The sequence below is a fragment of the Streptomyces sp. NRRL F-5122 genome, from assembly GCF_001507435.1.
GTDB classification, from domain to species: Bacteria; Actinomycetota; Actinomycetes; order Streptomycetales; family Streptomycetaceae; genus Streptomyces; species Streptomyces lannensis.
On the sequence record NZ_LMWH01000234.1, the window covers coordinates 13,165 to 38,749 of the forward strand.

Annotated in this window: 21 protein-coding genes; 13 read left to right on the forward strand and 8 right to left on the reverse strand. The window is 68.8% G+C overall.

Annotated elements, in window-relative coordinates:
- Positions 1-303: 303 nt before the first annotated feature.
- The 7 genes from ADL25_RS23810 to ADL25_RS23835 all read left to right on the forward strand — a co-directional run bounded on the left by ADL25_RS23810 (position 304) and on the right by ADL25_RS23835 (position 7,175).
- Complete coding sequence (locus ADL25_RS23810; RefSeq protein ID WP_059129841.1) at positions 304-1,743, forward strand: class I adenylate-forming enzyme family protein; 1,440 nt, start codon at positions 304-306, stop codon at positions 1,741-1,743.
- Complete coding sequence (locus ADL25_RS23815) at positions 1,740-2,348, forward strand: TetR/AcrR family transcriptional regulator (protein ID WP_059129842.1); 609 nt, start codon at positions 1,740-1,742, stop codon at positions 2,346-2,348. Before ADL25_RS23810 ends, ADL25_RS23815 begins: the two co-directional genes overlap by 4 nt.
- A 139-nt stretch (positions 2,349-2,487) precedes the next feature.
- Positions 2,488-2,622 carry a hypothetical protein gene (locus ADL25_RS51610; protein WP_267889274.1) on the forward strand — a complete coding sequence of 45 codons (135 nt, stop codon included), beginning with the start codon at positions 2,488-2,490 and terminating at the stop codon, positions 2,620-2,622.
- Positions 2,619-3,461: an alpha/beta fold hydrolase gene (locus tag ADL25_RS23820; RefSeq protein WP_059129843.1), complete on the forward strand. Its 843-nt coding sequence runs from the start codon at positions 2,619-2,621 to the stop codon at positions 3,459-3,461. Before ADL25_RS51610 ends, ADL25_RS23820 begins: the two co-directional genes overlap by 4 nt.
- A 16-nt stretch (positions 3,462-3,477) precedes the next feature.
- Positions 3,478-4,734, forward strand: coding sequence for an esterase/lipase family protein (locus tag ADL25_RS23825; protein ID WP_063805728.1), 1,257 nt, complete (start codon positions 3,478-3,480; stop codon positions 4,732-4,734).
- 13 nt (positions 4,735-4,747) lie between these two features.
- The gene (locus tag ADL25_RS23830; protein ID WP_059129845.1) at positions 4,748-5,791 is read left to right on the forward strand and encodes an alpha/beta fold hydrolase; all 1,044 of its coding nucleotides are present in this window, start codon (positions 4,748-4,750) and stop codon (positions 5,789-5,791) included.
- Between the two features lie 181 nt (positions 5,792-5,972).
- Entirely contained in the window at positions 5,973-7,175 is a 1,203-nt protein-coding gene (locus ADL25_RS23835; RefSeq protein WP_420711359.1) for an MFS transporter, read from the forward strand.
- 115 nt (positions 7,176-7,290) lie between these two features.
- Here ADL25_RS23835 and ADL25_RS23840 read toward each other — a convergent pair whose 3' ends face one another.
- Together ADL25_RS23840 and ADL25_RS23845 are read right to left on the reverse strand one after the other, a co-directional pair.
- Entirely contained in the window at positions 7,291-8,142 is an 852-nt protein-coding gene (locus ADL25_RS23840; protein ID WP_059129846.1) for an ABC transporter permease, read from the reverse strand.
- Entirely contained in the window at positions 8,139-9,125 is a 987-nt protein-coding gene (locus tag ADL25_RS23845; protein WP_059129847.1) for an ATP-binding cassette domain-containing protein, read from the reverse strand. Before ADL25_RS23845 ends, ADL25_RS23840 begins: the two co-directional genes overlap by 4 nt.
- 383 nt (positions 9,126-9,508) lie before the next feature.
- On the opposite strand from ADL25_RS23845, the gene ADL25_RS23850 reads away from it, so the two are divergent.
- Both ADL25_RS23850 and ADL25_RS23855 read left to right on the forward strand, forming a co-directional pair.
- The gene (locus ADL25_RS23850; RefSeq protein WP_059129848.1) at positions 9,509-10,252 is read left to right on the forward strand and encodes a beta-phosphoglucomutase family hydrolase; all 744 of its coding nucleotides are present in this window, start codon (positions 9,509-9,511) and stop codon (positions 10,250-10,252) included.
- Positions 10,249-12,594, forward strand: coding sequence for a glycoside hydrolase family 65 protein (locus ADL25_RS23855; RefSeq protein ID WP_059129849.1), 2,346 nt, complete (start codon positions 10,249-10,251; stop codon positions 12,592-12,594). Before ADL25_RS23850 ends, ADL25_RS23855 begins: the two co-directional genes overlap by 4 nt.
- Positions 12,595-12,622: 28 nt before the next feature.
- On the opposite strand, the gene ADL25_RS23860 is transcribed toward ADL25_RS23855, so the two are convergent.
- From ADL25_RS23860 to ADL25_RS23880, 5 genes are all read right to left on the reverse strand, one after another.
- Positions 12,623-14,137: a glycoside hydrolase family 47 protein gene (locus tag ADL25_RS23860; RefSeq protein WP_079050546.1), complete on the reverse strand. Its 1,515-nt coding sequence runs from the start codon at positions 14,135-14,137 to the stop codon at positions 12,623-12,625.
- A gap of 114 nt (positions 14,138-14,251) precedes the next feature.
- Positions 14,252-15,016 (reverse strand): YoaK family protein, encoded by a 765-nt coding sequence (locus ADL25_RS23865; RefSeq protein WP_199839201.1) that lies wholly within the window; start codon positions 15,014-15,016, stop codon positions 14,252-14,254.
- Between the two features lie 177 nt (positions 15,017-15,193).
- Positions 15,194-15,511 carry a hypothetical protein gene (locus ADL25_RS23870; RefSeq protein ID WP_059129850.1) on the reverse strand — a complete coding sequence of 106 codons (318 nt, stop codon included), beginning with the start codon at positions 15,509-15,511 and terminating at the stop codon, positions 15,194-15,196.
- A gap of 162 nt (positions 15,512-15,673) precedes the next feature.
- Complete coding sequence (locus ADL25_RS23875) at positions 15,674-16,450, reverse strand: polysaccharide lyase family 7 protein (protein ID WP_059129851.1); 777 nt, start codon at positions 16,448-16,450, stop codon at positions 15,674-15,676.
- Between the two features lie 37 nt (positions 16,451-16,487).
- Entirely contained in the window at positions 16,488-17,804 is a 1,317-nt protein-coding gene (locus tag ADL25_RS23880) for a ThuA domain-containing protein (RefSeq protein ID WP_059129852.1), read from the reverse strand.
- A 427-nt stretch (positions 17,805-18,231) separates the two neighbouring features.
- On the opposite strand from ADL25_RS23880, the gene ADL25_RS23885 reads away from it, so the two are divergent.
- The 3 genes from ADL25_RS23885 to ADL25_RS23895 all read left to right on the forward strand — a co-directional run bounded on the left by ADL25_RS23885 (position 18,232) and on the right by ADL25_RS23895 (position 20,342).
- Positions 18,232-19,227 carry a hypothetical protein gene (locus ADL25_RS23885; RefSeq protein WP_059129853.1) on the forward strand — a complete coding sequence of 332 codons (996 nt, stop codon included), beginning with the start codon at positions 18,232-18,234 and terminating at the stop codon, positions 19,225-19,227.
- A 16-nt stretch (positions 19,228-19,243) separates the two neighbouring features.
- On the forward strand, positions 19,244-19,597 hold the full coding sequence (locus ADL25_RS23890) for a nuclear transport factor 2 family protein (protein ID WP_059129854.1): 354 nt from the start codon (positions 19,244-19,246) through the stop codon (positions 19,595-19,597).
- Positions 19,598-19,799: 202 nt separating this feature from the next.
- Positions 19,800-20,342, forward strand: coding sequence for a GNAT family N-acetyltransferase (locus ADL25_RS23895; RefSeq protein ID WP_059129855.1), 543 nt, complete (start codon positions 19,800-19,802; stop codon positions 20,340-20,342).
- Between the two features lie 207 nt (positions 20,343-20,549).
- Here ADL25_RS23895 and ADL25_RS23900 read toward each other — a convergent pair whose 3' ends face one another.
- Positions 20,550-22,439, reverse strand: coding sequence for a glycoside hydrolase family 15 protein (locus ADL25_RS23900; protein WP_059129856.1), 1,890 nt, complete (start codon positions 22,437-22,439; stop codon positions 20,550-20,552).
- Between the two features lie 958 nt (positions 22,440-23,397).
- On the opposite strand from ADL25_RS23900, the gene ADL25_RS23905 reads away from it, so the two are divergent.
- A complete protein-coding gene (locus ADL25_RS23905) occupies positions 23,398-25,566 on the forward strand; it encodes an FUSC family protein (RefSeq protein ID WP_059129857.1) in 2,169 nt (722 codons plus the stop codon).
- Positions 25,567-25,585: the final 19 nt, after the last annotated feature.

The following is a 25,585-nucleotide window of genomic DNA, read 5'->3' on the forward strand; positions in this document are numbered from 1 at the left end:
TACATCCAGCCCATGCACGGAGCCGGTCTCCAGGACCCGCGCCTACCGCCTCGGTTACGCCCTCACGTCCTGGCTCTACCCGCTTCTGCGCCGTGTCGCCCCGGGCCACACCACGACCACCGATCATCTCGGCCGGGCCATGCTCGCCCTCACCCGTCCGGGTACCACCGACAGCCGGATTCTCTACAGCCGGGACATCAACAGACTCGGCGCATGAGAAGTACGCCTCCCCCTTGACGCGCCCGGGCAACGGCCCAAATATGACAGGTGATTCACTTCCCACTTCCGCTCCCGGGGGCGTGCATGTCCCACCTGTCCGACCTCTCGGCCCAGTTGCGGCACCAAGGCGACTCCGGGCGCACCGCGGTGCGTTGCGGCGACGAGTCGGTCAGCTACCGTGAGCTGGACGCCCACGCCGACGCCTGGGCGGGGTGGTTGCGAGAGCGGACCCGGCCGGGTGACCGCGTTGCCACGCTGTGCCGGTCGTCGATCGAGCAGATCGCCCTGCTGTACGGCTGCGCCCATGCCGGCCGGGTGCTCATGCCGCTGTCGTACCGGCTGCGCCCACCGGAGCTGGCCGCGCTGGTCGCCGATGCGACGCCCGCACTGCTGTTGCACGACGCAGGGTATGGCGACCTCGCGGCCGACGCCGTGCGCCGGTGCGCACATCGGCCGGTCCTGTCGCCGCTGGTTCAGCCCCGTGGTGCCGCAGCGGGATCCGGCGACGTCGATCCGGAAGCGGCTGTCCTCCTGATCCACACCTCCGGGTCGAGCGGCAGGCCGCGGGGCGTGCCGCTCAGCCACCGCATGTGCGTCGCCACCGGCGAAGCACTCGACGGAGTGGCCGCGCTCGGGCCGGACGACGTGGTGGTGCAGCTGCTGCCGCAGCACCACACGGGTGGCTGGACCGTGCTGCCGCTGCTCGCGCTGGCGCGGGGCGCCACATTGATCGTGGAGCCGGAGTTCGACGCGGACCGGGCGCTGCGCCGACTCGCAGATGCCACCGTGACGATGGCAGTGCCCACGATGTACCGCATGATGGCCGACAGCGCCTGCTTCGGCGCGACCGATCTGTCGTCGCTCCGGCTCGCCGTCTGTGGTGGTGCGGCGCTGCCCGGGCCGCTCGCGCGTGTCTGGTGGGAGCGCGGTGTGCCGCTGTGCCAGGGCTACGGGCTGACCGAGGCGGGACCCAACGTGCTGTGCGTACCCCCCGGATCCGTGAAGGCGTCGGCGGGGTGGACGGGCGTGCCTTACCCGGGCGTCGAGGTCGCGCTCGCGGGCGTGGCCGCCGGACCCGGCACGGGAGAGCTTCTGGTACGGGGACCGGCCGTGTTCGGCGGCTACTGGGGAGGACCGCCGCATCACGGCTGGCTGCACACCGGCGACCTGGCCGAGCGCGACGAACGCGGCTGGTACCGCATCGTGGGCAGACTGGACGACGGTTACATCTCCGGCGGGGAGAACGTGACGCCCGCCGAGGTGGAACGTGCCCTGCACACGCACCCGGCGGTGGTCGACGCCACGGTCGTGGGCATACCGGACGAGCGATGGGGCGAGGTCGGCGTCGCGTTCGTGGTGGCACGGTCCACGGTCGACGAGGAGGGCCTGCGGGCCTGGTGCAGGGAGCGCCTGGCCGGTTTCAAGGTGCCCGCCCGGGTGTCCGTGGTGGAGAGCCTGCCTACCACCGGCCTCGGCAAGGTGCGCCGGGACGTGCTGCGCAAGATGGCCAGGGAGGCACGATGAGCACCACGGCCGACCGCAGCCGCCGGCTCGGCGCGAAGGGCAACCGCACGCGCCAGCGCATCCTCGACGCGGCCGAGACGGTGTTCGTGGAACTGGGATACCACGACGCGTCGATCGTGAAAATCACGGAGGCGGCCGGGGTCGCGCAGGGAACGTTCTACATCTACTTCCCCGGCAAGCGGGAGCTGTTCGAGGAACTGGTCGACGACCTCAACCGCCGGGTACGACAGGCGATGACCACGGCGTCCGAGTCGGGCGGCTCGCGGCTCGCCGCCGAACGAGCCGGGTTCGCCGCCTACTTCGCGTTCGTCGCCGATCACCCCGGGCTCTACCGGATCATGCGGCAGGCAGAGTTCGTGGCACCTCACCAGCTTCGTCAGCACTACGACCGGATCGTCTCCGGGTACACCAAGCGGTTGCGCGCCGCGATGGACTCGGGTGAGATCCCGCCCGGCGAACCGGAATTGATGGCCTGGGCACTGATGGGTCTCGGCGAGATGGTCGGCATGCGATGGGTGCTCTGGCACGACAACGAGCCGGTGCCCGAGAACGTACTGGCCGACACGGCCTCGGTCGTGGCACGGATCCTCGGAGTCCAGGAGTGAGGGCGCCGGAGGGGACCGCACGAGACCTCTCACTGCCTGACCGGCATGGCCCATATGCACCGTGCGGCACCGATCGAGGTCGCGCGCCGTCCGAGGTCTCCCACCCTGCGGCCCATCATCGAAGATCGTGGAGTTGAACATGCGAACCGATCCCAGCAGTTGGAGCTTCGGCGACCGGCCCGAGGTCTCCCCGGCGGCTCTGCGCCCGCGCTGCCCGGACGCCGCGCACATCAGCGGCACCGCTTACCTGAGCGGCGACGGGAGTGCCCGATGACCGCGTATCGGCGGATGTCCGTGCCCATGACGGACGGTGAGCTGACCGTCGGGCTGTGGGGCAGCGGCAGCCGGGCCGTGCTGGCCGTCCATGGCGTCACCTCCTCGCACCAGGCCTGGCGGCTCGTGGCCGAGCGACTACCCGAGGACACCCTGCTGATCGCGCCGGACCTCCGAGGACGGGGTGACAGCAGCGCGTTGCCCGGCCCGTACGGGATGGCGCGGCACGCCGACGACTGTGCGGCCGTACTGGATGCCCTGGGATGCGCCGACGCGGTGGTCGCCGGGCACTCGATGGGGGGCTTCGTCGCTCTGGTGCTCGCCGACCGCCATCCGCAACGGGTGCAGCGGCTGATTCTCGTGGACGGCGGCCCGCCGCTGCCGCTACCGCCGGGCGAGACGCCCGAGGAGCAGCTCGCCGCCGTCATCGGTCCCGCCGCCGCACGGCTGACCATGCGCTTCAACGACCGCGAGGCCTACCGCGACCACTGGCGCGCGCACCCGGCGTTCGCCGACTGGTCACCGGCCGTGGAGGCCTACGTGGACTACGACCTGACGGGCGACCCGGGCGAACTGCGCAGCAAGGCCTCGGCCGACGCGGTCAGGGACGACTCGGTCGACCTGTACACCGGTGGCGCCGCTGCCGGAGCATGGGCCCGGCTGCGGCACGAAGTGCAGTTCCTGCGCGCCGAGTTCGGGATGCTGGGTGCCCTGCCGGGCCTCTACCAGGACCCGGCGCCCATCGCAGCCCGGATGCCGGTGCGCACCGTCGACGGCAGCAACCACTACACGATCCTGCTCGGTACGCACGGCGCCGCCTCGGTCGCCGAAACCCTGTAGCCAGAAAGGCATCTCCATGCGTATGCGTCGCTTATGGATGGTCATGGTCGCGGCGGTACTCGGCGCGCTGGTGGCACCGGCCCCCGCCCACGCGGCGGTACCCTCCTACCTCTCCCTGGAGGCCACCTACTCCAGTGTCGCCAACGGCTGGTCCACCGTGGAGCGGTACCTGGACACCACGCCCGGCTTCACTCAGGAGAGCTACCCGCCGGACGGTCGCGGTGACCAGGACGGACAGCGTCTGACGTACTTCGGCAACGTCAAACGACCGTTCTCCGGGAGATTCCTGCTCTACCACGCGCCCGGCTGGAACACGAACCCGAAGGCCACACCCGTCCTGCTGGTGCACGGCGCCAACGACAACCCGGACCGGGCATGGGCCGATCCCGGCGAGTCCGGCGGTTTCGGCTGCGGTGCCCTGAGCTGCCCGAGCACCGGAATGGTGCAGTACCTCTCCCACGCCGGGTACCGGGTGTTCGCCATCGGGTTCGCGCACAAGGAGGGCGACAACCTGATGCAGGCCCAGGAGGTCGGCGACGCGGTCGCAATCATCAAGGCCAAACTGGGCGTGTCCAGCGTCGATCTTGTCGGCTGGAGCAAGGGCGAGATGTCCGCGCGGATGTACGTGTCGTCGGTCAAGCCCAGCTGGGGCCGCGCCTACGCCGGTGACGTACGCAAGCTCATCACGCTCGGCGGCCCCAACGCAGGCTACGACTACCCCTTCGCACACGGCTGGGCGCACGACCTCTCGATCTGGCCGGAGTGCGGCGGCAGTGTCAACTCCCCCGCACCGCACGCGTACATGACGTGCTACGGCGTCTACGCCCACCATCCGGAGTTCTCGTTCGTGCCGAGCGGAGGGTACGACTGCTATCCGGGGCAGCGGCAGATGCTGGCACGCTTCGACGGCACCTACGGCATCGACCAGACCCAACAGGACTGGTACACCACGTACTACGGCGGCCAGGGCTTCTACACCGCCGGTCCCGGCATCCAGGCCGCGATCGACGCCGGCTCGCTGATCTCGCGGATCCAGCAGGCGGGAGTTCCGGCATCGGTGCAGACGTATCTGCTGGCCGGGGGATCCCCCACGGTCGTCGGTATCTACAACGAGAACCGCGGACCCAGCGACGGAGTGGTGTTCCAAAGCAGCGCGCTGTCCAGGACAGGCATCGGCACGGTGGCCGGCACCGCACTGGTGGCCGGCGCCAACCATCTCGAACTCGGCTGGTACCCCGCCGTCGAGTCACAGGTCGCAAGCTGGCTCGGCTGAGAGAGGAACCAGAATGACCACCCTGCTGCCCGGCGTCAGCGCACGCCGGATCACCACCAAGAGACTGACCGTCAATGTGCTGGAGGTGGACGGACGAACCGGTACACCGGTCGTGTTCGTCCACGGCAATGTGTCCTCGAGCCTGTTCTGGCAGACGACGATGCTCGCCCTGCCGGACGGCTTCCGCCCGCTGGCGGTGGATCTGCGCGGCTTCGGCGCCACCGACCCCGAACCGGTGGACGCCACCCGGGGACTGTCCGACTACGCGGACGACCTCGCCGCGCTGGTGTCCGCCATGGACATCGCCCCCGCTCACCTGGTCGGCTGGAGCATGGGCGGTGGTGTGCTGCTGCAGTACCTGCTGGACGAGCCGACGGCGATCGCCTCACTGACCCTGGTGAACCCGGTCTCGCCGTTCGGTTTCGGCGGCACCCGCGGCATCGAGGGCGCTCTGAGCCATCCGAGCGGCGCGGGCTCCGGCGCGGGCGGTGCCAACCCGGACTTCATACAGCGGCTCGCCGCCGGCGACACCGGTGAGGAGTCCGCTCTGTCCCCGCGCCAGGTCCTGCTCGCGCACTACGTCAAACCGCCGTTCGTACCGGAGCATCTGGACACGCTGGTCGCCTCCATGTTGTCCACACGTACCGGGGACGACCACTACCCGGGCACCGTCGCCACCACGGAGGCATGGCCCGGCATCGCACCCGGAGACCGGGGCGTGCTGAACACCATGGCGCCGGTCCACTTCCGGATCCCCGATCTGTCCTCGGTCGACCCCAAGCCGCCCGTGCTCTGGCTTCGAGGCGCCGACGACGTCATCGTCTCGGACACCTCGCTGTACGACCTTGCCTATCTGGGGTCGATCGGTGCGGTGCCGGGCTGGCCGGGTGCGGAGGTGTTCCCGCCGCAGCCGATGGTGTCGCAGACCCGAGCGGTCCTCGACACCTACGGCAACTACCGTGAAGTGGTGATCCCCGACTCCGGCCACGGACCGCATCTGGACCAGCCCGACGCCTTCCGCGCCGCACTCGTCGAGCATCTCGACTCGGCCGGCTGACGCACCCGTACCGCGTTCAGGAGGGCGGCCGCCGCACGCCGACTCAAAGGCCACCGCCGGCGATGTGGGTGCGACACAACGGAATAGGCCGTGCCCCGGTCCCTCACCGGACAGGGGCACGGCCGTTCCGGCGACCTCGCCTGCCGCACCGCAACGGACAGCTGTGGTGAGATGAGACGTGATCACTCGTGACACCCCACACCGGTCACGAGCCCCCCGGCCCGGGTACGTGGCAGCGGCGGCCGTCTTCGCGGTGGGCATGATGGGCACCACCCTGCCGACACCGCTGTACGGCTTGTACCGCGAAGAGCTCGGATTCTCCGAACTGATCGTGACCGTTGTGTTCGCCGTCTACGCGCTGGGCGTGATCAGCGCCCTGCTGATCGCCGGAAACCTCTCCGACGTGGTGGGGCGACGCCCGGTCCTCTTCCTCGCGATCGGCCTGTCTGCGCTGAGCGCGGTGTGCTTCCTGTTCGAGACCGGTCTGCCACTGCTGTACGTCGGCCGCGTCCTGTCCGGTTTCTCCGCGGGCCTGTTCAGCGGCACCGGCACCGCCGCCGTCCTCGAACTCGCTCCCGAGGAACGGCGGGCCCGCGCCGGATTCGCGGCTACGGCCGCCAACATGGGCGGCCTCGGCCTCGGCCCCCTGGTCGCCGGCATCCTCGCCGAGTACACCCCCTGGCCGCTCACGTTGCCCTTCGCCGTCCACCTGGCGCTGCTGGCGGTGGCGTTCGCGATGACCCGACTGCTCCCGGAGACGGTGCACCACAGCGGCCCCCGGCCCCCGCTGCGGCCACAGGGCGTGAAGATCCCGCCCGAGGTGCGTGGCGTGTTCGCGTCCTGTGCTCTCTCGGCCTTCGCCGGCTTCGCGGTGCTCGGCCTGTTCACGGCGGTCGCCCCCGACTTCCTCGCCAAGACACTCGGCGAACACAATCTGGCGGTGGTCGGGGCCGTCGTCTTCTCCCTGTTCTGCGCCTCCACGAGCGGACAACTGCTCATGACAAGCGTGGGCACCCGTAACGCCCTTCCGTTGGGATGCCTCATCCTCGTCGTAGGCCTTTTCCTGGTAGGAGCCTCCCTCCTGTCGCAGTCATTGCCGGTGCTCGTCGTGGGGGCCGTGATCGCGGGCGTGGGACAGGGCATGGCGTTCCGGGCGGGCCTGACCGCGGTGAGCTCCGCGGCCCCGGACATGCATCGTGGTGCCACCATCTCCGCGTTCTTCGTCGTCGCCTATGTGGGGATCTCACTTCCCGTGGTCGGAGTCGGTGCTCTGACCAAGGCGTTGGGAGTGGCGGACGCCGGCCTGGTGCTCGCGGGGTGCGTGATCCTGCTCGTCGCCGCGGTGGGCGCCCACTTGTGGCGGCGGCCGCCCGCAGTCGTGTGAGCGTGACGACGTCCTGGCACCGGGTGCAACCCTTCTGGGTGCATGCCGCAGCGCGCCACCCACGCCCCCGATGCCCAGCCCGCGACGGCCGCCGCGAATCCGGTCGAGGGACCGCCTACTTGCGGTTGTACAGCCGCATCGTCACCGGACCGAAGACCAGCAGGAACAGCCCCGCCCACCCCAGCGACCAGGCGACTTCGCCGGCCGGCCAGTCCCCCGCCATCAGCCCGCGCACTGCGGCCGCCAGATGGGTGATCGGGCTGTTGTTGACGAAGGCCTGCAGCCAGCCCGGCATGGTCCTGGGGTCGACGAAGACGTTGGACAGGAAGGTGAGCGGGAAGATCACCATCATGCTCACGCTCATCACCGACTTCTCGGTTCGCAGCATCAGCCCGAACATGGTCCAGATCCAGGAGAAGGCAAAGGAGAAGACGAGCAGCAGGGCGATCCCGGCGAGCACGCCCCCGATGCCGCCGCCGGGTCGGTAGCCGAGGGCCAGACCGACGGTGAGCATGACGGCGGACGCGATCGTGTAGCGCAGGGCGTCGCCGAGCAGATAGCCGACCATTGCCGACGGCCGCCAGATCGGCAGTGAGCGGAATCGGTCGAAGACACCCTTCTCGATGTCGATGTTCACGGAGACTCCCGTGTACATCGTGATCATCACGACCGACATCACCAGGATGCCCGGCAGTACGAACTGGATGTACTCGCTGGGCGACCCTGCCAGCGCACCGCCGAAGAGGTAGGTGAACATCAGCAGGTTCATGATGGGGAACGCGGTGACGTCGAAGAGCTGTTCGGGCACGTGCTTGATCTTGAGGATCGCGCGCCATCCGAACGTCAGCGATGTCGACAGGGAACTGGGCCGCGGGGGCCGCTCCCTGGTGACCAGGAGGGCGGCCAGCGACTCCGTCCTGACCGGGGCGAGTTCCTTGCCGTCTTCGGTGCTCGTGACCGTGGTCATGCCGCCACCTCGTCCTTTGTGTCGTGCCCGGTCAGGGCGAGGAACACCTCGTCCAGGCTGGGCTGCCCCAGGGAGAAGTTGTCGACGGTGATCCCTGCCCTGGACAGTTCCGCCAGGGCTCGGGCGGCTCGGTCGGCGGCGCCGTCGCCTGGCTCCGCGGCCAGGCGGGCGGTCAGCGCCACCGGGTCGGGCTCCAGTTGCACCTCGGCCGCCAGCGCCGTCCTCAGCACCTGGTGCGCCTCGGCGCGCTGGTCCGGGTCCCGCAGCCGCAGATGTACGGATCCGGCTCCCACGGACGCCTTCAGTTCGCCCTTGGTGCCCTCGGCGATGACCCTGCCCTTGTCGATGACGGCGATCCGCGACGCCAACTGATCGGCCTCGTCCAGGTACTGAGTGGTGAGCAGCACGGTCGTGCCCTGGGCGACGACCGCGCGCACGATGTCCCAGACCTGGTTGCGGCTCCGTGGGTCGAGACCCGTCGTCGGCTCGTCCAGGAAGAGGAGATCGGGCGTGCTCAGAATGGACGCGGCGATGTCGATGCGGCGTCGCATGCCGCCCGAGTAGTGTTTGACCTGTTTCGCGGCCGCGTCCGTGAGCCCGAAGGTCTCCAGCAGCTGACCCGCACGATGTCGTGCGGCCTTCTTACCGTGCCCGAGAAGGCGGCCCAGCAGGACCAGGTTCTCGGTGCCGGTGAGGTCCTCGTCCACCGACGCGTACTGCCCCGTGAGGCTCACCCGGCCGCGTACCTCGTCGGCCTCGCGCACGACGTCATGGCCGAAGACGTGCGCTTCACCGCCGTCCGGCCTGAGGAGAGTGGCGAGCATCTTGACCGTGGTGGTCTTGCCCGCCCCGTTGGGGCCGAGGACTCCGTAGACCGTGCCGGCGGGGACCGCGAGGTCCACTCCGTCCACGGCTCTGGTCTCACCGAACGTCTTCACCAGGCCTGCGGTCTCCACCGCCAGGCCGGATGCCTGCGTGCTCATGCTTGAGTCCTTCCGCGCGCTTGGGCTACGCATGGGGAGACCTTTACCTTCGCCCAAACTCATCGCCGTCGCACAGGTTTTTTCGACGGCCCGGCCGAACGGGTGACGACCGGCGCTTGTCGCACCGGAGCGAACCGCTGCGCACACACGCTCCCGCGGCGCTTCCGGGATGCCTGCGAGGGCCACGTCGGCGCGTTCGCGGAATCGAGTGCGCGGCCACCGCCTCACCCGATCGGCCCGTCCGGCGGACCCGCACCTGCGCGCGATCGATCGCCGTAGGCACCTCTACGGCCGCCGGGAAGGGGCCATGAACCGGCCGCAGCGACCGTCCTGCCGGACGACCGGCGGGAATGGAGCAGCAGCGGAGCGGGCAACCATAAAACATGAAAAACCTGGGCCTTCCAGACACCGTGCGCGCATGCCTGTTCGACCTGGACGGGGTGTTGACCAAGACAGCAGTGGTGCACGCCGCCGCCTGGCAGGAGACCTTCGATGACTTCCTCCGGCGCCGGGAAGGCCCGGGATTCCGGCCGTTCGATCCGGTCGCCGACTACGACGAATACGTCGACGGGCGGCCACGCGCCGACGGGGTCCGGTCCTTCCTGGCCTCGCGGGGGATCGAACTCCCCGAAGGGACGGAAGACGACCCTCCGGAACGGGACACCGTGCACGGTCTGGGCTCTCGCAAGAACGGCCTGCTGCTGGAGAAGATCCACACACAGGGTGTCGAGGCCTACCCGGGCTCCGTCCGCTACGTGGAAGCGGTCCGCGCGGCCGGTCTCGCCACGGCCGTCGTCTCCTCCAGCGCCAACTGCCGCGACATCCTCGTGTCGGTGGGCATCGAGGACCGGTTCGACGTCCGGATCGACGGAGTGGTCGCCGTCGAGCGCAGGCTCCCCGGCAAGCCGCATCCGGACACCTTCCTGGCCGCCGCCCACGATCTCGGCGTCGAACCGGCCGCCGCGGCCGTCTTCGAGGACGCCCTGGCCGGCATGGACGCCGGACGGGCGGGCCACTTCGCCTATGTCGTGGGCGTCGACCGAGTCGGCCAGGCGGACGCCCTGCGCCGACACGGCGCCGACACCGTGGTCGACGACCTGGCCGAACTGCTCGAGGAGCGCCCGTGATCAGCCATCCGGCCTACAGCGTCGAGCCCTGGTGCGTACGTGAGACCGGCCTGCACTGGGACGTCCTGGCCCAGAGCGAATCCGTGTTCGCCCTGTCCAACGGACACATCGGCTGGCGGGGCAACCTCGAGGAGGGTGAGCCACACGGACTGCCCGGCTGCTACCTCAACGGCGTCCACGAGGTGCATCCCCTCCCCTACGCCGAAGCCGGATACGGCTACCCCGAGTCCGGTCAGACGGTCATCAACGTCACCGACGGCAAGCTCGTCCGGCTCCTGGTCGACGACGAACAGTTCGACCTGCGCTACGGCCGACTGCTCTCACACGAACGCATGCTCGACCTGCGAGCGGGGGTCCTGCACCGGGTGTGCGAGTGGGCCTCGCCCGCAGGCAAGAGGATCCGCCTGCGCTCCTCCCGCCTGGTCTCCTTCACCCATCGCGCCGTCGCCGCCATCGCCTACGAGGTGGAGCCACTGGACGAGGAGGTCCGCCTCGTCGTCCAGTCGGAACTCGTGGCGAACGAGCCCTTGCCGCACCCGGAGGGCGATCCACGGGTCGCAGCAGCCCTCGAATCCCCTCTCCGGGGCGAGGAGCACTACAACAACGGCGCACGGCTGCGCCTGATCCACCAGACCGAACGCAGCGGTCTGCGCGTCGCCGCGGCCGCCGACCACAACGTCCTGGGCCCGGAGCCCATCGAGTCGGCCGGCGAAAGCTCCGACGACGTCGCCCGGTTCACCATCATCACCGACCTCAAGCCCGGAGAGACGCTCCGGCTGGAGAAGATGGTCTCCTACGGCTGGTCCCAGATCCGCTCGATGCCCTCGCTGCGGGACCAGGTGGAAGCCGCGCTCGCCGGCGCCCGCAGCGTCGGCTGGCAGGGCCTGCTCGACCAGCAGCGCGCCTTTCTCGACGAGTTCTGGGAGCACGCCGATGTCGAGGTCGACGGCGACCCGCAGATCCAGCAGGCCGTCCGATTCGCACTCTTCCACGTCCTGCAGGCGGCCGCCCGGGCCGAGCAACGGGCCATCCCGGCCAAGGGCCTGACCGGTTCGGGATACGACGGGCACTCCTTCTGGGACACGGAGACCTTCGTCCTCCCCGTGCTCACCTTCACACACCCCCGCAGCGCCACGGCGGCGCTGCAGTGGCGCCAGGACACCCTGCCCACGGCCCGTGCCCGGGCCCGCCAGCTGGGACTGCCGGGCGCCGCCTTCCCCTGGCGCACCATCGACGGGGCGGAGTGCTCCGGCTACTGGCTGGCCGGAGCCGCTGCCGTCCATATCAACGCCGACATCGCCCATGCCGTGCTGCGCTATGTCGCGGTCTCCGGCGACCGGGACTTCGAGCGCGAGACAGGCGTGGAACTGCTGGTGGAGACCGCCAGGCTGTGGACAGGCCTCGGCTATCACGACTCCCAGGGGCACTTCCACATCGACGGCGTCACCGGCCCCGACGAGTACAGCGCGCTGTCGGACGACAACACGTTCACCAACCTCATGGCCCAGGCCAACCTGCAGGCCGCCGCCGACTCCGCCGAACGTCATCCCGAGAAGGCCGACGAACTCGGCGTGGACGTGGAGGAGATCGCCGCCTGGCGCGAAGCGGCCAAGGCCATGGCCGTGCCCTACAACAGCGCACTGGGCATCCACGAGCAGTCGGCGGGTTTCACCCGCCACGAGGCGTGGGACTTCTCCCGCACCCGCCCCGAGGACTACCCGCTCATGCTGCACTATCCGTACAGCGCGTTGTACCGCAAGCAAGTGATCAAACAAGCGGACCTCGTGCTGGCGATGTACCTGCGCGGCGACGCCTTCGACGACGCCCACAAAGCGCGGAACTTCGCCTACTACGAGCCGCTGACCGTGCGGGACTCCTCGCTGTCTGCGTGCGTCCAGGCAGTCATCGCCGCCGAGGTGGGCCATCTGCGCCTGGCCTACGACTACCTGTGCGAGGCGGCGCTGATGGATCTGGACGACCTGGAGAAGAACACCCGCGACGGACTGCACATCGCCTCACTGGCGGGTTCCTGGATCGCGCTGGTCTCCGGTTTCGGTGGCATGCGCCACCACTACGAGTCCCTGTACTTCGCGCCCCGGCTGCCCGAGGCGCTCGACCGGCTCGCCTTCTCCGTCAACGTCCGCGGGCGGTGCCTGCGTGTCGAGATCACGAAGTCCGAGACCACGTACACCCTCGTGGGCGGGGAATCCCTTCGGATCATTCACCACGGCGAGTCGGTGGACCTCACCCCCGACGCCCCGCAGGTCCGGCCGATCAAGGCGACGGCCCCCTTACCGGAACCCTCACAACCCCCTGGTCGCCGCCCCGAGCGCGCCAAGTGAGCGGGTAACGCGGATGGGCGTGTGGAATTCACGCGTCCTGTACGGCCTTTCCGGTGACGGTGGGTGCGGTGCCTCGGCCTCGCAGACCGCGCAGGATCTTCGCTTCGGTGCTGAGATAGCCGGTGCCGTAGTCGAAGCGCTCGGCGTCGGCGAAGGTCAGGTAGAGCCACTTGAAGTTCTCGGCGAAGACGTACGCCGGACAGTAGTCGCCCTTCGGCATGGGCCGCCTCGTCACGTCCGTCACGACGGTGTAGCCGCCTGGGACCCGCTGGAACGTCTTCTGGTTCTGGAAGTAGCGCCAGGCGGCGGCCCGGTAGACGGGGTCCCCGGTCCGCCAGTACAGGTCGAACGCACTGTTGGCGTACTCCGGGCGCAGCGCGTTGCCGGGCGTCAGCACGCTCAGGCGGCGGTAGTCGATCTCCTCGGGGAGCACGAGGTACTTCTCCTGCACCGCCGTCCAGGACCGGTGGTAGTCGGCGGCCAGCGCCTCGTCGCCGCCGACCGACAGGACGCAGGCGGCGAGGCAGGACTGGCGCCGCCCCAGCAGGGCTCCGGTGCGGAAGTCGACCTGCTTGAACCAGAGCAGACCACCCGTCCTCTCCGCGAGGTGCTTCCTGAGAGAGGCGTCGAAGACGCGGAACCAGTTCAGGCAGTCGCTGTCACCGAACATCGCCCAGCCACCCCACAGGTACTCGTAGAACGAGTCCGCCGGCGGATTGGGACCGATGTCCGCGCGATCGACCCAGCGGCCGGTCTCCACGTCCATGGTGGTACCGACCAGATCGAGGGAGGAGCGGCGCTCCACGACGGCGGCGAGTGCGCGCTTGGCCGCGCGGAAGTATCGGGGGTCGCCGGTGACCTGTGACAGGACCCCGAGCTCCAGAATGTTGGTGCCGATCTCCGCGAGCGGCACCCTGGAGCCCGACACGACGCCGGTGCGCAGATTGACCCGCCGGTAGGGCATGCCGGTGGGTGACTTGGTGAAGGCGGGCAGCAGCCGGTCCGCCAGGTCCACGCACAGCGCCAGCAGCTGTCGGTCATCGGTGGCGAGGTAGCCGGCGAGCAACCCTCCCACCAGGCGGATGATCGCTTCGAAGACGTGGAAGTCGGTGTCCAGGTCGAAGTCCAGCCGGGTCCGGATCCACTGCACGCAGCGGTCGACCTCGTCGTCCAGGCCCATCACGTAGTGTGTGTCGAGGGCTTCGACGATGGACAGGCCCACGGGATGGCGGCCGGAGAAGAACTCCCGGTAGCCGCCCGAGACGGGCAGCACCTCGTCGTGCCCCCAGGCGTACTTGCGATAGCCGTTCCAGGCGTGCAGGAACTCGGCCCGGATCTCCTGCGCCTTCTCCGGGTCCGCGGGCCCGATCCGGGAGGCGGGCGGCGTCCCCGGCCGCGCGCCTGAGACCTGTGCGGAGACATTGCCGGCGCGCAACGGCGAGCCCAGCGCGGCGACGGCGGCGGTCCCTCCGACGGCCGACACGGCGCGCAGCACACCACGACGTACGACACCGTTGACACGAGGCAGGCCGGGGTGCGTCATGGTGCGAAGCCTTCCAGACCGTAGTGGATCAGACGGAACGGCCCATTATGTTGGCCCGCGCACATCGAGCCGCGGCAGCCACGCCGCTGATAAGCCACGCAGAAGCACGTGCGGTTACGCATGGCGGCACCCCCGCCCCGCGACCCGGCGGGCCAGGACCCGCTCGTCATGAAGGAACAGGGCCAGCCCCATGACCAGGAGCACGGACATCACCCAGACGGCGTGGGTGCCGAGGACCGCGGTGAGCCAGGCGCCCCCCACCGCTCCCAGGAGAAACCCGCAGATCACAGCCGCGAACCGACGCGCCCGGTGCGCCGCCACGCTGTCCCGCTCCATGACGGCGAGGTAGGCGCTCTGCATCACGGTCCGCAGATTCCCCGTGGTCATCGTGGTGTTGTACGCCGTGTCGACCAGTGTGCGAAAGCTCGTGACCTGCACCGATGCGACAAACGCGATCAGCACGGTCACCAGGGTGTCCGGCGCGCGGCCCGGGATGAACCCGACGCCGATCAGCACGAGGATCTCCAGGACGAGGGCGCTGCGGGCGGGCCAGCGTACGACCGCCACCACGCGCGGCCGCCGCAGGGACTCGGCGACGACAACGCCCACAAGGAAGGCGAGAACCGGCGGCACGTGCTGCAGGGCCTGCCACCACTGCCGCTTTGCGGCTTCGACGCCCAGCAGAACGATGTTGCCGGTCTGGGCGTTGGCGAACACTCCGTCCCGGCTGACGAACGTGTACGCGTCCAGCGACCCGCCCACCACGGCCAGCAGCACTCCGAGTCGCACGCTGAAGGAGGTGGGCAGAGCCTGCTCCATCGACCCCGGCTCCGGCTCCTCGGCCGTCGTCGGCGTGCGCGGCGGTGTCGGGTCGGGCATCTTCGCGTTCCTCACTGGCACGGGTGGATCCCTCAGCGACCCCTGCGGGGTCTTCCATGATCCTTCCGATGCCAGGTCCGGGCAATTCGCCGCCGCTCGACACCTCACCGCGATGTTCCGGGCATGCCCTCCGCGCACGGTACGGGGCGCGAGGGGCAGCCCTGAGCCGCGGATGCCTCAGATGTCCGAGTCGATTCCCGTGATCACCGCCGGACCGAGGGGGGCGCTGTTCTCGTCCAGCCCTGCGGCGCGCAGGGCGGAGTCGGCGAGGTGCCGGGCGTTCTCCTCCGCATGAGGGCCGCTCTCCGCCTCGACGGTGAGGCGAATGGTGAAGGTGTTGTCCTCATTGACGCTCAACACGTCCAGATCCTCTTCGTTCCCCAGCTGGGTCCGCCGTGGATCGGCCGGACGCAGTGCTCGTGCCAGCTCGGCTCGCCGCCCGGCCGCGAGCGAGTCGGTGAAGGTGCCGGGCACGGTGATCACGTACGTGGTCATGTCGCTCCTTCGTCGAGGTGTCACCTCGGGTACCCCGGATCCCGGCCGAGGGCACCCCTCCCCGGCGTGCGGTGATCCGGTGTGGGGCGCCGCGGTGCCGCGAACGCCCCACAGGCTGCGCGGAGGACAGGAGAGACGGATGATCGCGCCGCGAGCGGCCGATCAGCTGTGGGAGACGGTCAGACCGTAGAAGCCGACCCGGGCCCCCTTGGTGGTGCTGTCCGAGGACGACTGGTTGTAGGAACCGGCCTTGAAGTACTGCTTGTACGGCTTGAAGGACGAAGGGATGGCGTAGTGGGTCGTGCTGCCGTTGACCGTCAGGTCGATGGTGTTCCCGCCGGAGACGCCGATGGTGTAGGTCCATGTCTTGCCGATGGACACGTGTCCCACCGGGTGCAGGGTCTGACCGCCGGACGGGGAGTTCTCGGTGCCCAGCACGATGTCGCCGTTGGAGTGGTAGTAGAGCTCGAGCAGCGGTTTGGTAGATGAGCCCCCGGTGCCCAGGTGGATCTGCCCCACGCACACGTTGGACGTCACGGACACCACGCGCAGAGTGGCGCTCATCCGGTGCGTGCCGCTGAGCGACCAGTTCGCGGCGCTGCCGTCGCGGTTCATCTCCCGTAGTTCGGAGCGGGCGTAGTTGGAGTTGGGCGTGGTGACGCCCTTCTCGGGCGCCCAGAAGGTCATCGCGCCGTCGCGGGTGTCGGTGTAGAAGTAGTCGTCCTGGTACCCGTTGGCTCCCTGGAGCCTGGACGAGGGGATCGTGGTCGGGGACCCGGGGGAACCGACCGGCTCCTGGAGCTGCCATATCGACAGGTCGAAGTTCCCGCCGGGCGCCACCTTCGGGTTGGCGGCGTTGGCGCTGCCGGTGCCGAACACGGCCAGCGTGCCGACGAGACCCGCGACGACGGTCGTCGCGAGGAACTGGGAACGGGTCATGTGGGGGGCCTTCCGAGGAGGGGAGAGCGCAGCGGGCTCACTGCGCCGTCAGCTGGAAGCTCTGCGCGCCGGATCCGTCACAGGTTCGCTGGGTGAGCTGGATGCTGTTGCCCGCGGTGGAGGCGGCGCTGATGCACTTGCCGCTGTGGCGGGCGACGAAGTGGTAGCGCCCGCCCGTCTCCTGGACCGGCTGCCACTGCTGGTTCTGACCGCCGCCGTAGGACCACAGCTGCAGTGGGGCGTTGTCCGCCTGGGAGCGGTCGGTGACGTCGACGACCTGCTGGGGGTTGCCGCGGGCGGCGATACGGACGTACCCGCCGTCGGTGGCCTGGAACTGGAACTGCTGCGCCCCGGTGTTGTTGCACACGTACTGCTGGACGGCGGTACCGTTCGCGGTGGCCGCGGCACGCGTGTCGACGCAGGTGCCGTTCCCGGTGTTCCGCACCGTGTACCAAGCGGTCCCCGAGATCGGATCGGAGGGCGGCTGGGTGTCGCCCGCTCCGCCGAGCCACTTGAGCCCGTCGAGCACGAACCGGTTCTGTGTGGCGCTGGCGAAGGTGGACGACAGGGTGGTGTTGGTGTCGTAGTCCATCGCGTTGTGGCCGAAGTTGGCGTACAGCATCCGGTACTTGGTGTTCGTCCACAGGATCGGGTAATAGCCGCTGTACCAGGTCTGGTTGGGGTCGGTGCCGAGCGGGAAGCTGCTCGGGTCGACGGAGGCCAGGATCTTGATGTCCGGGTTCTGGCGCAGGTCGTTGGACCAGCTGTACCACTCGCTGACCGAAGAGGTGAAACTGGACGGCAGGTTCACGGTCGACGGGTGGGTGCGGTCCTCGACGCGCAGGACGGCCGTCGTCGGTCCCCAGGTGTTGGACTTGAAGTTTCCGCTGCCGAGGAACTGGTTGTGGTACCAGGACCAGCTCGAGGCGTCGGTGGTGAAGGCCGAGACATGGAAGCCCATCCACGCCCCGCCGTTGCGCATGTACTGCTCGAAGCCGGCTCGCTGTGAAGCGGTCTGCGGCAGGTCGTCGAGGAAGAGCACCACCTGGTAACCGTTGACCCCGCCGTTGGCGAGGAGGTTCCAGTCGTTGCTGGCGGTGTAGGTGAATCCGTTCGCCGCCGCCTGCCGGGGGAACCAGTCGTTCGCCTCGTGCACGAAACTGATGTGCGCGGCGTCCCATGTGCCGTTGTAGAGAGCCAGAACCTTGAACGGGGACGCTTGTGTCGTCGCCTGCGCGGGCGGACCGGACAGACCGAGCAGGGCTGCCAGCAGGACGACCAGCCGCAGCACGGCGCGGGTGACCGCAACTGGTCCGCGTGCGCTGCGAGGTGAGGTGGGGGGTGGCACGGCCATGGGGATTCCAGCCTTTCTCGTACGGCTGATGGTGGGGGGAGCCGTGGAGCTGAGTTCAACAGGCTGAACGTTGAGCGCATTCATGGAGCGTTGGTGACCTGTGAACTTAAAGGTCTGAACCAGTCGCGTCAAGAGGTGAAGCGATGAAGCGCACCGCGACCGGATACCCCGCACTCCTTGAAGCTGGATGCCGGGCGGACCCATCCGTCGCGCCCGGAGCCGACGGGTCTGCGCGCTGCCGCGGACCAGAGGAACGCACGGCTCCGTCATGACGACATCTCTTGAGCCGGATGTGGTCATCCACCCGCCCAGGTACGGGACTTCCCAGTGCTGAACGCACACTGCTAAACAGGACATTGACTTTGCCACCCCCTCAAACACCGACCCATGAGGACACAAGAGCGCCTGACGAGAGGAACCATGCGCCATGGCCACACAACGGGGGAACTCGTCTCCGGACGGTCAGCAAGAGGGCAGCACCGTACGGCTCCGTGTGATCCGGCTGATCGCCACGTTCCTGGCGGCCATTCCGTTCGCCGCTGTACTGAACATCTTCCAGGACTGGCTCGGCGACGGCATCAGTGCATCCCAGACCGGCCTTCTCATCGGCGTGCTGGTCCTGCTCGCCTTCCTGGTCTACGCCACCATGGGCACGTCGTCCGACACGGCCCGCGAAGGACAGCTCACCCGTGCAGAGTTGCATCGCATGCGCGACAGCATGGAGGAGTCGTTCGACGAGTTCCGGGATCGCACGGGCGCGTCGATCCGCTACTACCCGGCACGCCGCGGCACCGAGGCAAGACACCTCGAACAGGCAAGGACCCTGTACCGCAAGGCGGGCGAGGTCGTCGAGAAGGCACGTCAGGGTGATGAGATCCTGGCTGTGAACTCGTTCGTCGAGGTGTTCCAGCAGGGCTCCGACCCGGCGATCGAAGAACTGCAGGAGGCGTATCTGCGCCGCATCGAAAACCGGCTCCTGCACGGCGCCGTCTACCACCGGCTCATTCAACTCCCCTCCCTCGACGTCCTCGACGACCGGTCGCTGTTCCTCTCGGACTCCATAGAGCCGAGTTACCTGGAGCACTACCGGCGGATCGTCGGCCTCACCGCCAACGCCCCCGGCCAGGAGGCGTCCCTGGACGCCGTGAAGGCCAAGTACCCCATCTCCTTCGTGGTGGTGAAGCGCAAGAACAACGGCAGTGTCGGCGGCACCATCATCTGGCAGGTCAACGAGCACATCCAGGTCGGCGCCCTGGCGGAGACGGGGCACTTCCAGCTCACCGGGATCGCCATCGTCGAGGACACCAAAGGCGACGTGACGGACCACTTCATCGACTGGTTCAAGGAGTTGCAGCGTGGTGGACACCGCTCCCTCACCACTCAGGACCTCCGGTCCCGCGAAGACCAGCTTCCCGCGGCATGAGGCCCGAGACAGCGACATGGCCGGACACGAGCGCCTCGTCCAGCGGCTGTTCACCGTCATCGACGACGAGCACTGGGACGCCCTACCCCACCTGTTCACCGAGTCCGTCCGCTATGAGCGGCCCGGATACCCGCCGATCTGCGGCATCTCCTCCCTGACCACCTTCTACCGCAACGAACGTGTGGTCGCGCACGGCAGACATGAGATCCACGGCTGCCTCAGTGGCGGGGACCAGGCGTGCTGCTGGGGGCAGTTCTCCGGACTTTCCCGTTCGGGAGACAGCCTCGTGGAGAGGTTCGCGGACTGGTATTGGATCACCGATGGGCTCATCAGTGAACGGAGGACGTTCTTCTACCGTCCGGCGATATGAGCGGTCCGACGTCCTGACCCGGTGCGACGGCCTCGGCAAACCGCTGAGGTGCGGTGGGCGGGGTGTCGGGCAAGGACGGTCTGCTAGAAGCCGGCTCCCGGGCCGGCCGGTACTCGGGAGCGCCACCGTAAATTGTCGCTGTGCCTTTTGCCGCCCCGGTTATGCTGCCTCGTCCTGAAACAAGCCAGGGAGGTCACCCACCATGAGCAGCACCACGTCGTCCTTTCCCGAGAGGATCGAACTCTCGGGAGAGGGTCTCGTCCTCCGTGACTGGACGGAGGCGGACCTGGCCGCGATGCCGGAGCTGTTCGACCACCCCGACATCGCCTACTGGACACCGATCGTCTCGCCCTTCGACGAAGCGGCCGGCCGCGCCCGGCTGGACCGGGACCGGCAGCTGCGGGCAGAGGGCACGGCCATCCTGCTCGCCATCACCGTCGACGGCGGCGCACCCCTCGGTGAGGTGATGCTCCGGCGCGCCCCCGAGGGTACGGAGCTCGGCTATGCTGTCGGGCCCGCCCACCGCGGCCAGGGGCTGGCGGTACGGGCGGTGCGGGTGATGGCCGCGTACGCCTTCGACGAGCTGGCTGCGAAGCAGGTGATCCTGGAGCTGGAGGCGGAGAACTCGGCCAGCGTCGCCGTCGCCGTCAAGGCGGGCTTCACACTGCTCGACGTGCCGCTGATCAGGGGAGAGGAGAAGGGGCGGCCCTTCGCCCTGCAGACGTGGGGTCTGGATCGCCCCTGACCACCTGCTTTCCGGTCAGTGAGCGGGGTCCTGTGGGACGGGGGTGCCGCCCACCGAGTCACCTTCGACCACAGTGCGAAAGTGTGACGATGCCGGTGACCGCACTCCAACTCATTCCCGTTGCCGCCGGACGCAACGCGCACCCCGACCGATGGCTACGGCAGATCTCCAATGCGGTTCGAGGAACCACGGCGGCGTCGGCCGGGATCACCGGGCGGACACCCAGTACGGCCCCGGGAACCGTGATGTACGGGGGACGACCGGCACGCCCACGTCATCGAGGTACGCGTCCAGTGTCAGTGCGGCGTTGATGAGTGTGAGGTGGGTCAAGGCCTGGGGGAAATTGCCCAGCTGTTCGCCGGTCAGCCCGATTTCCTCGGAGTACAGACCGAGATGATTGGCGAACGTGAACATCCTCTCCAGTACGAGCCGGGCTTCTCGCACCCGACCCGCCCGAGCCAGGGCTTCGACATACCAGAAGGTGCACGCCGAGAAGGTGCCCTCGGAACCACGCAGCCCGTCCGGGGAAGCGGCCGGATCGTAACGGTAGACGAGGTTGTCGGACACCAGATCCTTCTTTATCGCTTCCATCGTGGACGTCCAGCGGGGGTCCTGGGGAGCGATGAACCCCACCGCCGGCATGACCAGAAGCGAGGAGTCCAGGACGTCACTGCCCAGGTATTGCGTGAAAGCGGCCCGCTCCGGACTCCAGCCACGCTCCATCACCTGCAAGTAGACGGCATTACGGTGGCGGATCCATCGGTCGAGCTCGGCCGGGCGGCCTCTCGCGGCTGCCATCCGGATGGCCCGGTCCAGAGCGATCCATGTCGCAACCCGCCCGTAAGTGAAGTCCTTGTCTCCACCGCGGGTCTCCCATATTCCCGCCTCCGGCTGCTCCCAGTTGTCGCACACCCAGTCCACGATGCGCGTCAGCGCCTGCCAGTTGACGAAACTCGTCTGCAGACCACGCTGGTCGGCATGCTGGAGGCAGTCCAACACGGACCCGTAGATGTCGAGTTGCAACTGGTCGGCGGCGCCATTACCGATGCGCACCGGAGCAGAGGCCCGGTACCCCTCCCAATGGTCCAACGACTCCTCGCACAGATTTCCTGAACCGTCCACCCGGTACATGACCTTCAGCGGATGCCCTCCCACACCGCCCTGCTCCCGGACACGATCACCCATCCAGTCCGTGAATGCGGCAGCTTCCTCGGTGAATCCCATCCCGAGCAGAGCATGCAGGGACAAAGTGGTGTCGCGGACCCAGGCATAGCGGTAGTCCCAGTTGCGCTCGCCGCCGATCTGTTCCGGCAGGCTGGTCGTGGGGGCCGCGATCATGGCTCCGGAGGGGGCGTAGGTCATGAGTTTGAGTGTCATCGCGGAACGGTTGACCATCTCTCGCCACCGACCCGTGTACCGAGAGTGCGCCAGCCAGTCCTGCCAATACCTCACCGTGTCTTCCAGCAGCCCGTCGCACTCTTCCGGTGAGATGATGCGGGGCGGCCCGTCCGGGGCGGTCTCCAGCAGAACCCCACCGGAGGTACCGGCCCTCAGTCTTGCGGTCAGGTGCAGTGAGCCCTCGCGGATCCGCCCGTCGCCCACACACTGGTTGCCGAGTGAATCCACGACGTGGACCGCCAGACGCTCATGCCTACCGGCGAATTCCCACCCCTCCGCGGTCGCGGTGACCTCGTGTGGTTCGCGTGCGTAGTCGAAGCGGGGCGCGATCTCGATGTCGAACGTGATGTCGCCGCGCGCGCACCGCACCAGACGTACCAGGCGGTGATTCTTCGTGGGCTTGCCCGTCAAAGCCGGGGGCATGAAATCGATCACCGCGCCCACGCCTTGCTCGGTGAGGAATCTGGTGACCAATACGCAGGTGTCCGGGCCATAGTGCTGGCGCTTGGCGTACGACTCTACCCGCGGCCGAATCGAACAGTGGCCACCGTTGTTGCGATCGAGCAGCGCTCCGAAGATGCTGGGCGAGTCGTACCGTGGGCTGCAGAACCAGTCGATCGTTCCTTCGGTGGAGACCAGCGCGGCCGTCTGCAGATCACCGATGAGCCCGTGTTCCGATATCGGCGGGTATTCGTCCATCGAGTCTCATGCCCTTCGCCCGGTCGTACCATCCAACGAGCCCTGGTCCATGGCCGGCCGTTCGCCGTCGGCCGTCTCCCCCTCTGCTCAACCGCTCACGCCTGCGCGGTTCCGCTCCCTCCAGATTGCATGCCACAGACAGATCCCGCATAATTTCGGCGCTCCGGCGCCGAGGGCGGACCGATGACAGCCATTTCCACGCATGCTCAATTCGAGGTCCGCCCCTTGTACGAGGTTTTTCGCGATGGGCCCATGAATTCGGGGCGCAACAAGACGACCGACGACTTCCGGTGTTTCTCCTTGACCGCCATGTCCGACCCAGGGAACGAATATCGCCCCAGAACTGGCTCAGATCGGCCTTTCAGCGCCCGCGAACAACGTCTCCTGAGCGGGCACTTGGAACCCCAAGCCCTGCATCGGACAACGGCCCAGGCGCGGTGCCGGCCTTCCGACGTCCGGGGAGTCGATCGTGCTGGTTGCCGGCTGGAGCGTGAACGCGGCCTCAGCGGTCTCGGCGACCGCCCCGCCGACCCGGCGTAACCTGGGTAGCGACCGTCTGCCGTTCGACACACGGCGTCGGACCCGCATGTGGGGCACGGCGCGTAGGCCGTCCTGACGAGGCCCGGCTAGACCGTCACGGTGGTCCAAGACACCGGCGGGTTGACCCAGCGGCCGGTGTCCTCAGTCATCTCTGCGGCGGCACCCCTCGCCGAACGCCCCATCGCCGCCCCCGACGACATCACAGTGGTCACAGTCCGCCTTGGCAATCCATACGGACCGCTCGGCCGGGGCGAGCCGATCGGAGGATCGCGAACGCTCAGCCTGGAGGAGGGACCGTGCCGACTCCATCGCACCACGGGTGACGGTCGCTACCGGCTGAGACATGAGGCGGCGCCGTTGCGGCCGGCTCGGTCTCTCCCGCGCCTTCGGCCGCACGATGAAGTAAGGAGCCCCGGACATGCACTGGTGGTCGTCGCTGATCACGACCGGCCGGGAGGGGCTGCGAGTTCAGCGGGCGTTTGCCGCTCCGGTGGCGATCGCACGGGCCGTTCTCGGCGTGCTGCTCGCCACCGCCCTCGGCCTGCTGTTGGACGACCCGGTCGCCGGGGCGATGGCGAGCGTCGGTGCGTTCATCTGCGGCATCGGCACGCTGCTGAACCCGCTGCGGCACCGTGTGGTGAACGCGCTCGGAATGGCCGCGTCCTTCAGCGCCATGTCGGTGCTGGGAGCCCTGGTGCACGGAACCGTCTGGCTGTTCCTGCTGCTGCTCGCGGTCGCGGCGTTCGCAGCCGGCCTCTGGCGCACGTTGGGCATCGCGCCCGGCATCCGGGGCTGCCTCACCGTCATCGGGTTGATGATCACGGCTGATCTCGCCCCCGACGTGCGCGGCGGTCTGTTGATGGCCGGGTGGATCGCGACCGGGACCGGATTCATCGTGGTGACGCAGCTGCTCCCACCGTACGGTCCTCGGTTCGCCGGCCAGCGCCGCACCCTGGCGGCCCTGTACACGTCACTCGCCGACGCCTCGGGCGCGGCCGACTCAGCCGCCCCGGTTCCGTACGCTCCGTTCACCCCGGCCCGGCAGTCCCTGGACCTGCTGCCACAGTTCAGCCGACCGGCGGCGGCAGCCATGTTCGGGCTGCTGGGAGAGGCCGAACGTATCCGCCGCGCCCTCCAGACCGTACGACCGAGGGTGCCCGCGGAGGAGGCCGGATACCAGGAGGCGCGGGCCTCAGCCGCGCGGATACTGGGCGACATCTCCCGTACCGTGGCCACCGGCCGCGAGCATCGCTCACCCGGGGACGTCTGGACCCTGCTGGACGCGTGGGCGGAGGCCTCCACCGCGCCCAGCCCCCGTGATCTGACCGCGCGGCTGCGGTCGGCCGTGCAGCTGGCACGGCGCTCGGCCGACGACCGGCTCGGCGATGCCCTGGAACCCCACACCGAAGTGCCGGGTCTGTACGCCGGAACTCCCTCCGTGGCACACACCGCCCGACGGATCCGAACCCAGTTGCATCCCCAGTCGCCGATCTTCCGACATGCGGTGCGACTGGCCGTGGGTGTGGTGGTCGCGGAAATCATCGGCAGGTCGATCGGCGGGTGGCACGGCCTGGGCATCTCCGCCCACGGCTTCTGGGTGGCGCTGACCACCATGCTGGTGCTGTTCCCCGAGTACGGGCACACCATCGCCCGCGGCTGGGGACGGGCGAGCGGGGCGGTGCTGGGCGGCCTCCTCGCCTGGGTGCTGTCCCTGCCGCACTGGTCCCCCACCGGCCTCGCGGTCGTGGCGGTGGTGCTCGCCGCAGCCGCGTTCCTGACCCTGCGGACCGGCCAGCTGATGCTCAACCTGTGGCTGACCAGCTGGATCGTCTTTCTGATCCACCATGTCGGCGGGCTGCCCGGGCCCACGGCATGGGCGCGCGCCGCCGACACGGTGGTCGGCGCCGCACTCGCCGTACTGATCTTCCTGCTGTGGCCGACCTGGTCCACCCGGACGCTGCCGGGCCTGCTCGCGGAATGGCTGCGGGTCCAGGACCGACTGCTCCCCCAGCTGCTGACCGGCTACGCAGACGTCGGAGCGGCCGATCCGGCGGCCCTCGACACGCTACGGGCACGATCACGCCAGGTCAGGGAGCACCTCAATGCCGCGGCCAAGCAGTCGCACGCCGAGCCGGCCGAGCACCGAGGCCCCTGGTCGACCGCCCAGATGGATCAGATCACCACGGAGGTGTCCAGGGTCGCCGGGTGTGCCACGCTGTTGCGCGAACATCTGCCGTGTACTGCGCAGGACACGGTGCCGGAGCTGACCGAGCTGGCCGACCCGCTGCACGAACACCTCGCTGCCCTGGCTCGCGCCGCCGCCGGGGCCGAGACGGTGGCCCCGGGGGCGCTGCGCTCGGTGTTCGACTCGTGCACCGCCCGTTCCGGTCTGTCGACGGCGTACGTCGGCACCGGCGCGCCGGCCACGGCGGCCGACGGCTCCATCAGCACTTCGACCAGCCGCGCCGTCGCCCTGAGCTCCGCAACCGTCGACGCCCTCGAGGCCCTCACCGCAACCGTCGCCTCCGGCCACCGCCACGGCCACCACGCGGCGGCCCCGAAGCTCGCGAGGCGCCCGCGGGGATGATCCGGAAGGTGCCTTTGGC

Excerpts from the sequence above, each read along its gene's own strand:
- ADL25_RS23810 (WP_059129841.1), top strand. The coding sequence starts at position 304 with ATGTCCCACCTGTCCGACCTCTCGGCCCAGTTGCGGCACCAAGGCGAC.
- ADL25_RS23815 (WP_059129842.1), top strand. The coding sequence starts at position 1,740 with ATGAGCACCACGGCCGACCGCAGCCGCCGGCTCGGCGCGAAGGGCAAC.
- ADL25_RS51610 (WP_267889274.1), top strand. The coding sequence starts at position 2,488 with ATGCGAACCGATCCCAGCAGTTGGAGCTTCGGCGACCGGCCCGAGGTC.
- ADL25_RS23820 (WP_059129843.1), top strand. The coding sequence starts at position 2,619 with ATGACCGCGTATCGGCGGATGTCCGTGCCCATGACGGACGGTGAGCTG.
- ADL25_RS23825 (WP_063805728.1), top strand. The coding sequence starts at position 3,478 with ATGCGTATGCGTCGCTTATGGATGGTCATGGTCGCGGCGGTACTCGGC.
- ADL25_RS23830 (WP_059129845.1), top strand. The coding sequence starts at position 4,748 with ATGACCACCCTGCTGCCCGGCGTCAGCGCACGCCGGATCACCACCAAG.
- ADL25_RS23840 (WP_059129846.1), bottom strand. The coding sequence starts at position 8,142 with ATGACCACGGTCACGAGCACCGAAGACGGCAAGGAACTCGCCCCGGTC.
- ADL25_RS23845 (WP_059129847.1), bottom strand. The coding sequence starts at position 9,125 with ATGAGCACGCAGGCATCCGGCCTGGCGGTGGAGACCGCAGGCCTGGTG.
- ADL25_RS23850 (WP_059129848.1), top strand. The coding sequence starts at position 9,509 with ATGAAAAACCTGGGCCTTCCAGACACCGTGCGCGCATGCCTGTTCGAC.
- ADL25_RS23860 (WP_079050546.1), bottom strand. The coding sequence starts at position 14,137 with ATGACGCACCCCGGCCTGCCTCGTGTCAACGGTGTCGTACGTCGTGGT.
- ADL25_RS23865 (WP_199839201.1), bottom strand. The coding sequence starts at position 15,016 with ATGCCCGACCCGACACCGCCGCGCACGCCGACGACGGCCGAGGAGCCG.
- ADL25_RS23870 (WP_059129850.1), bottom strand. The coding sequence starts at position 15,511 with ATGACCACGTACGTGATCACCGTGCCCGGCACCTTCACCGACTCGCTC.
- ADL25_RS23875 (WP_059129851.1), bottom strand. The coding sequence starts at position 16,450 with ATGACCCGTTCCCAGTTCCTCGCGACGACCGTCGTCGCGGGTCTCGTC.
- ADL25_RS23880 (WP_059129852.1), bottom strand. The coding sequence starts at position 17,804 with ATGGCCGTGCCACCCCCCACCTCACCTCGCAGCGCACGCGGACCAGTT.
- ADL25_RS23885 (WP_059129853.1), top strand. The coding sequence starts at position 18,232 with ATGGCCACACAACGGGGGAACTCGTCTCCGGACGGTCAGCAAGAGGGC.
- ADL25_RS23890 (WP_059129854.1), top strand. The coding sequence starts at position 19,244 with ATGGCCGGACACGAGCGCCTCGTCCAGCGGCTGTTCACCGTCATCGAC.
- ADL25_RS23895 (WP_059129855.1), top strand. The coding sequence starts at position 19,800 with ATGAGCAGCACCACGTCGTCCTTTCCCGAGAGGATCGAACTCTCGGGA.
- ADL25_RS23900 (WP_059129856.1), bottom strand. The coding sequence starts at position 22,439 with ATGGACGAATACCCGCCGATATCGGAACACGGGCTCATCGGTGATCTG.
- ADL25_RS23905 (WP_059129857.1), top strand. The coding sequence starts at position 23,398 with ATGCACTGGTGGTCGTCGCTGATCACGACCGGCCGGGAGGGGCTGCGA.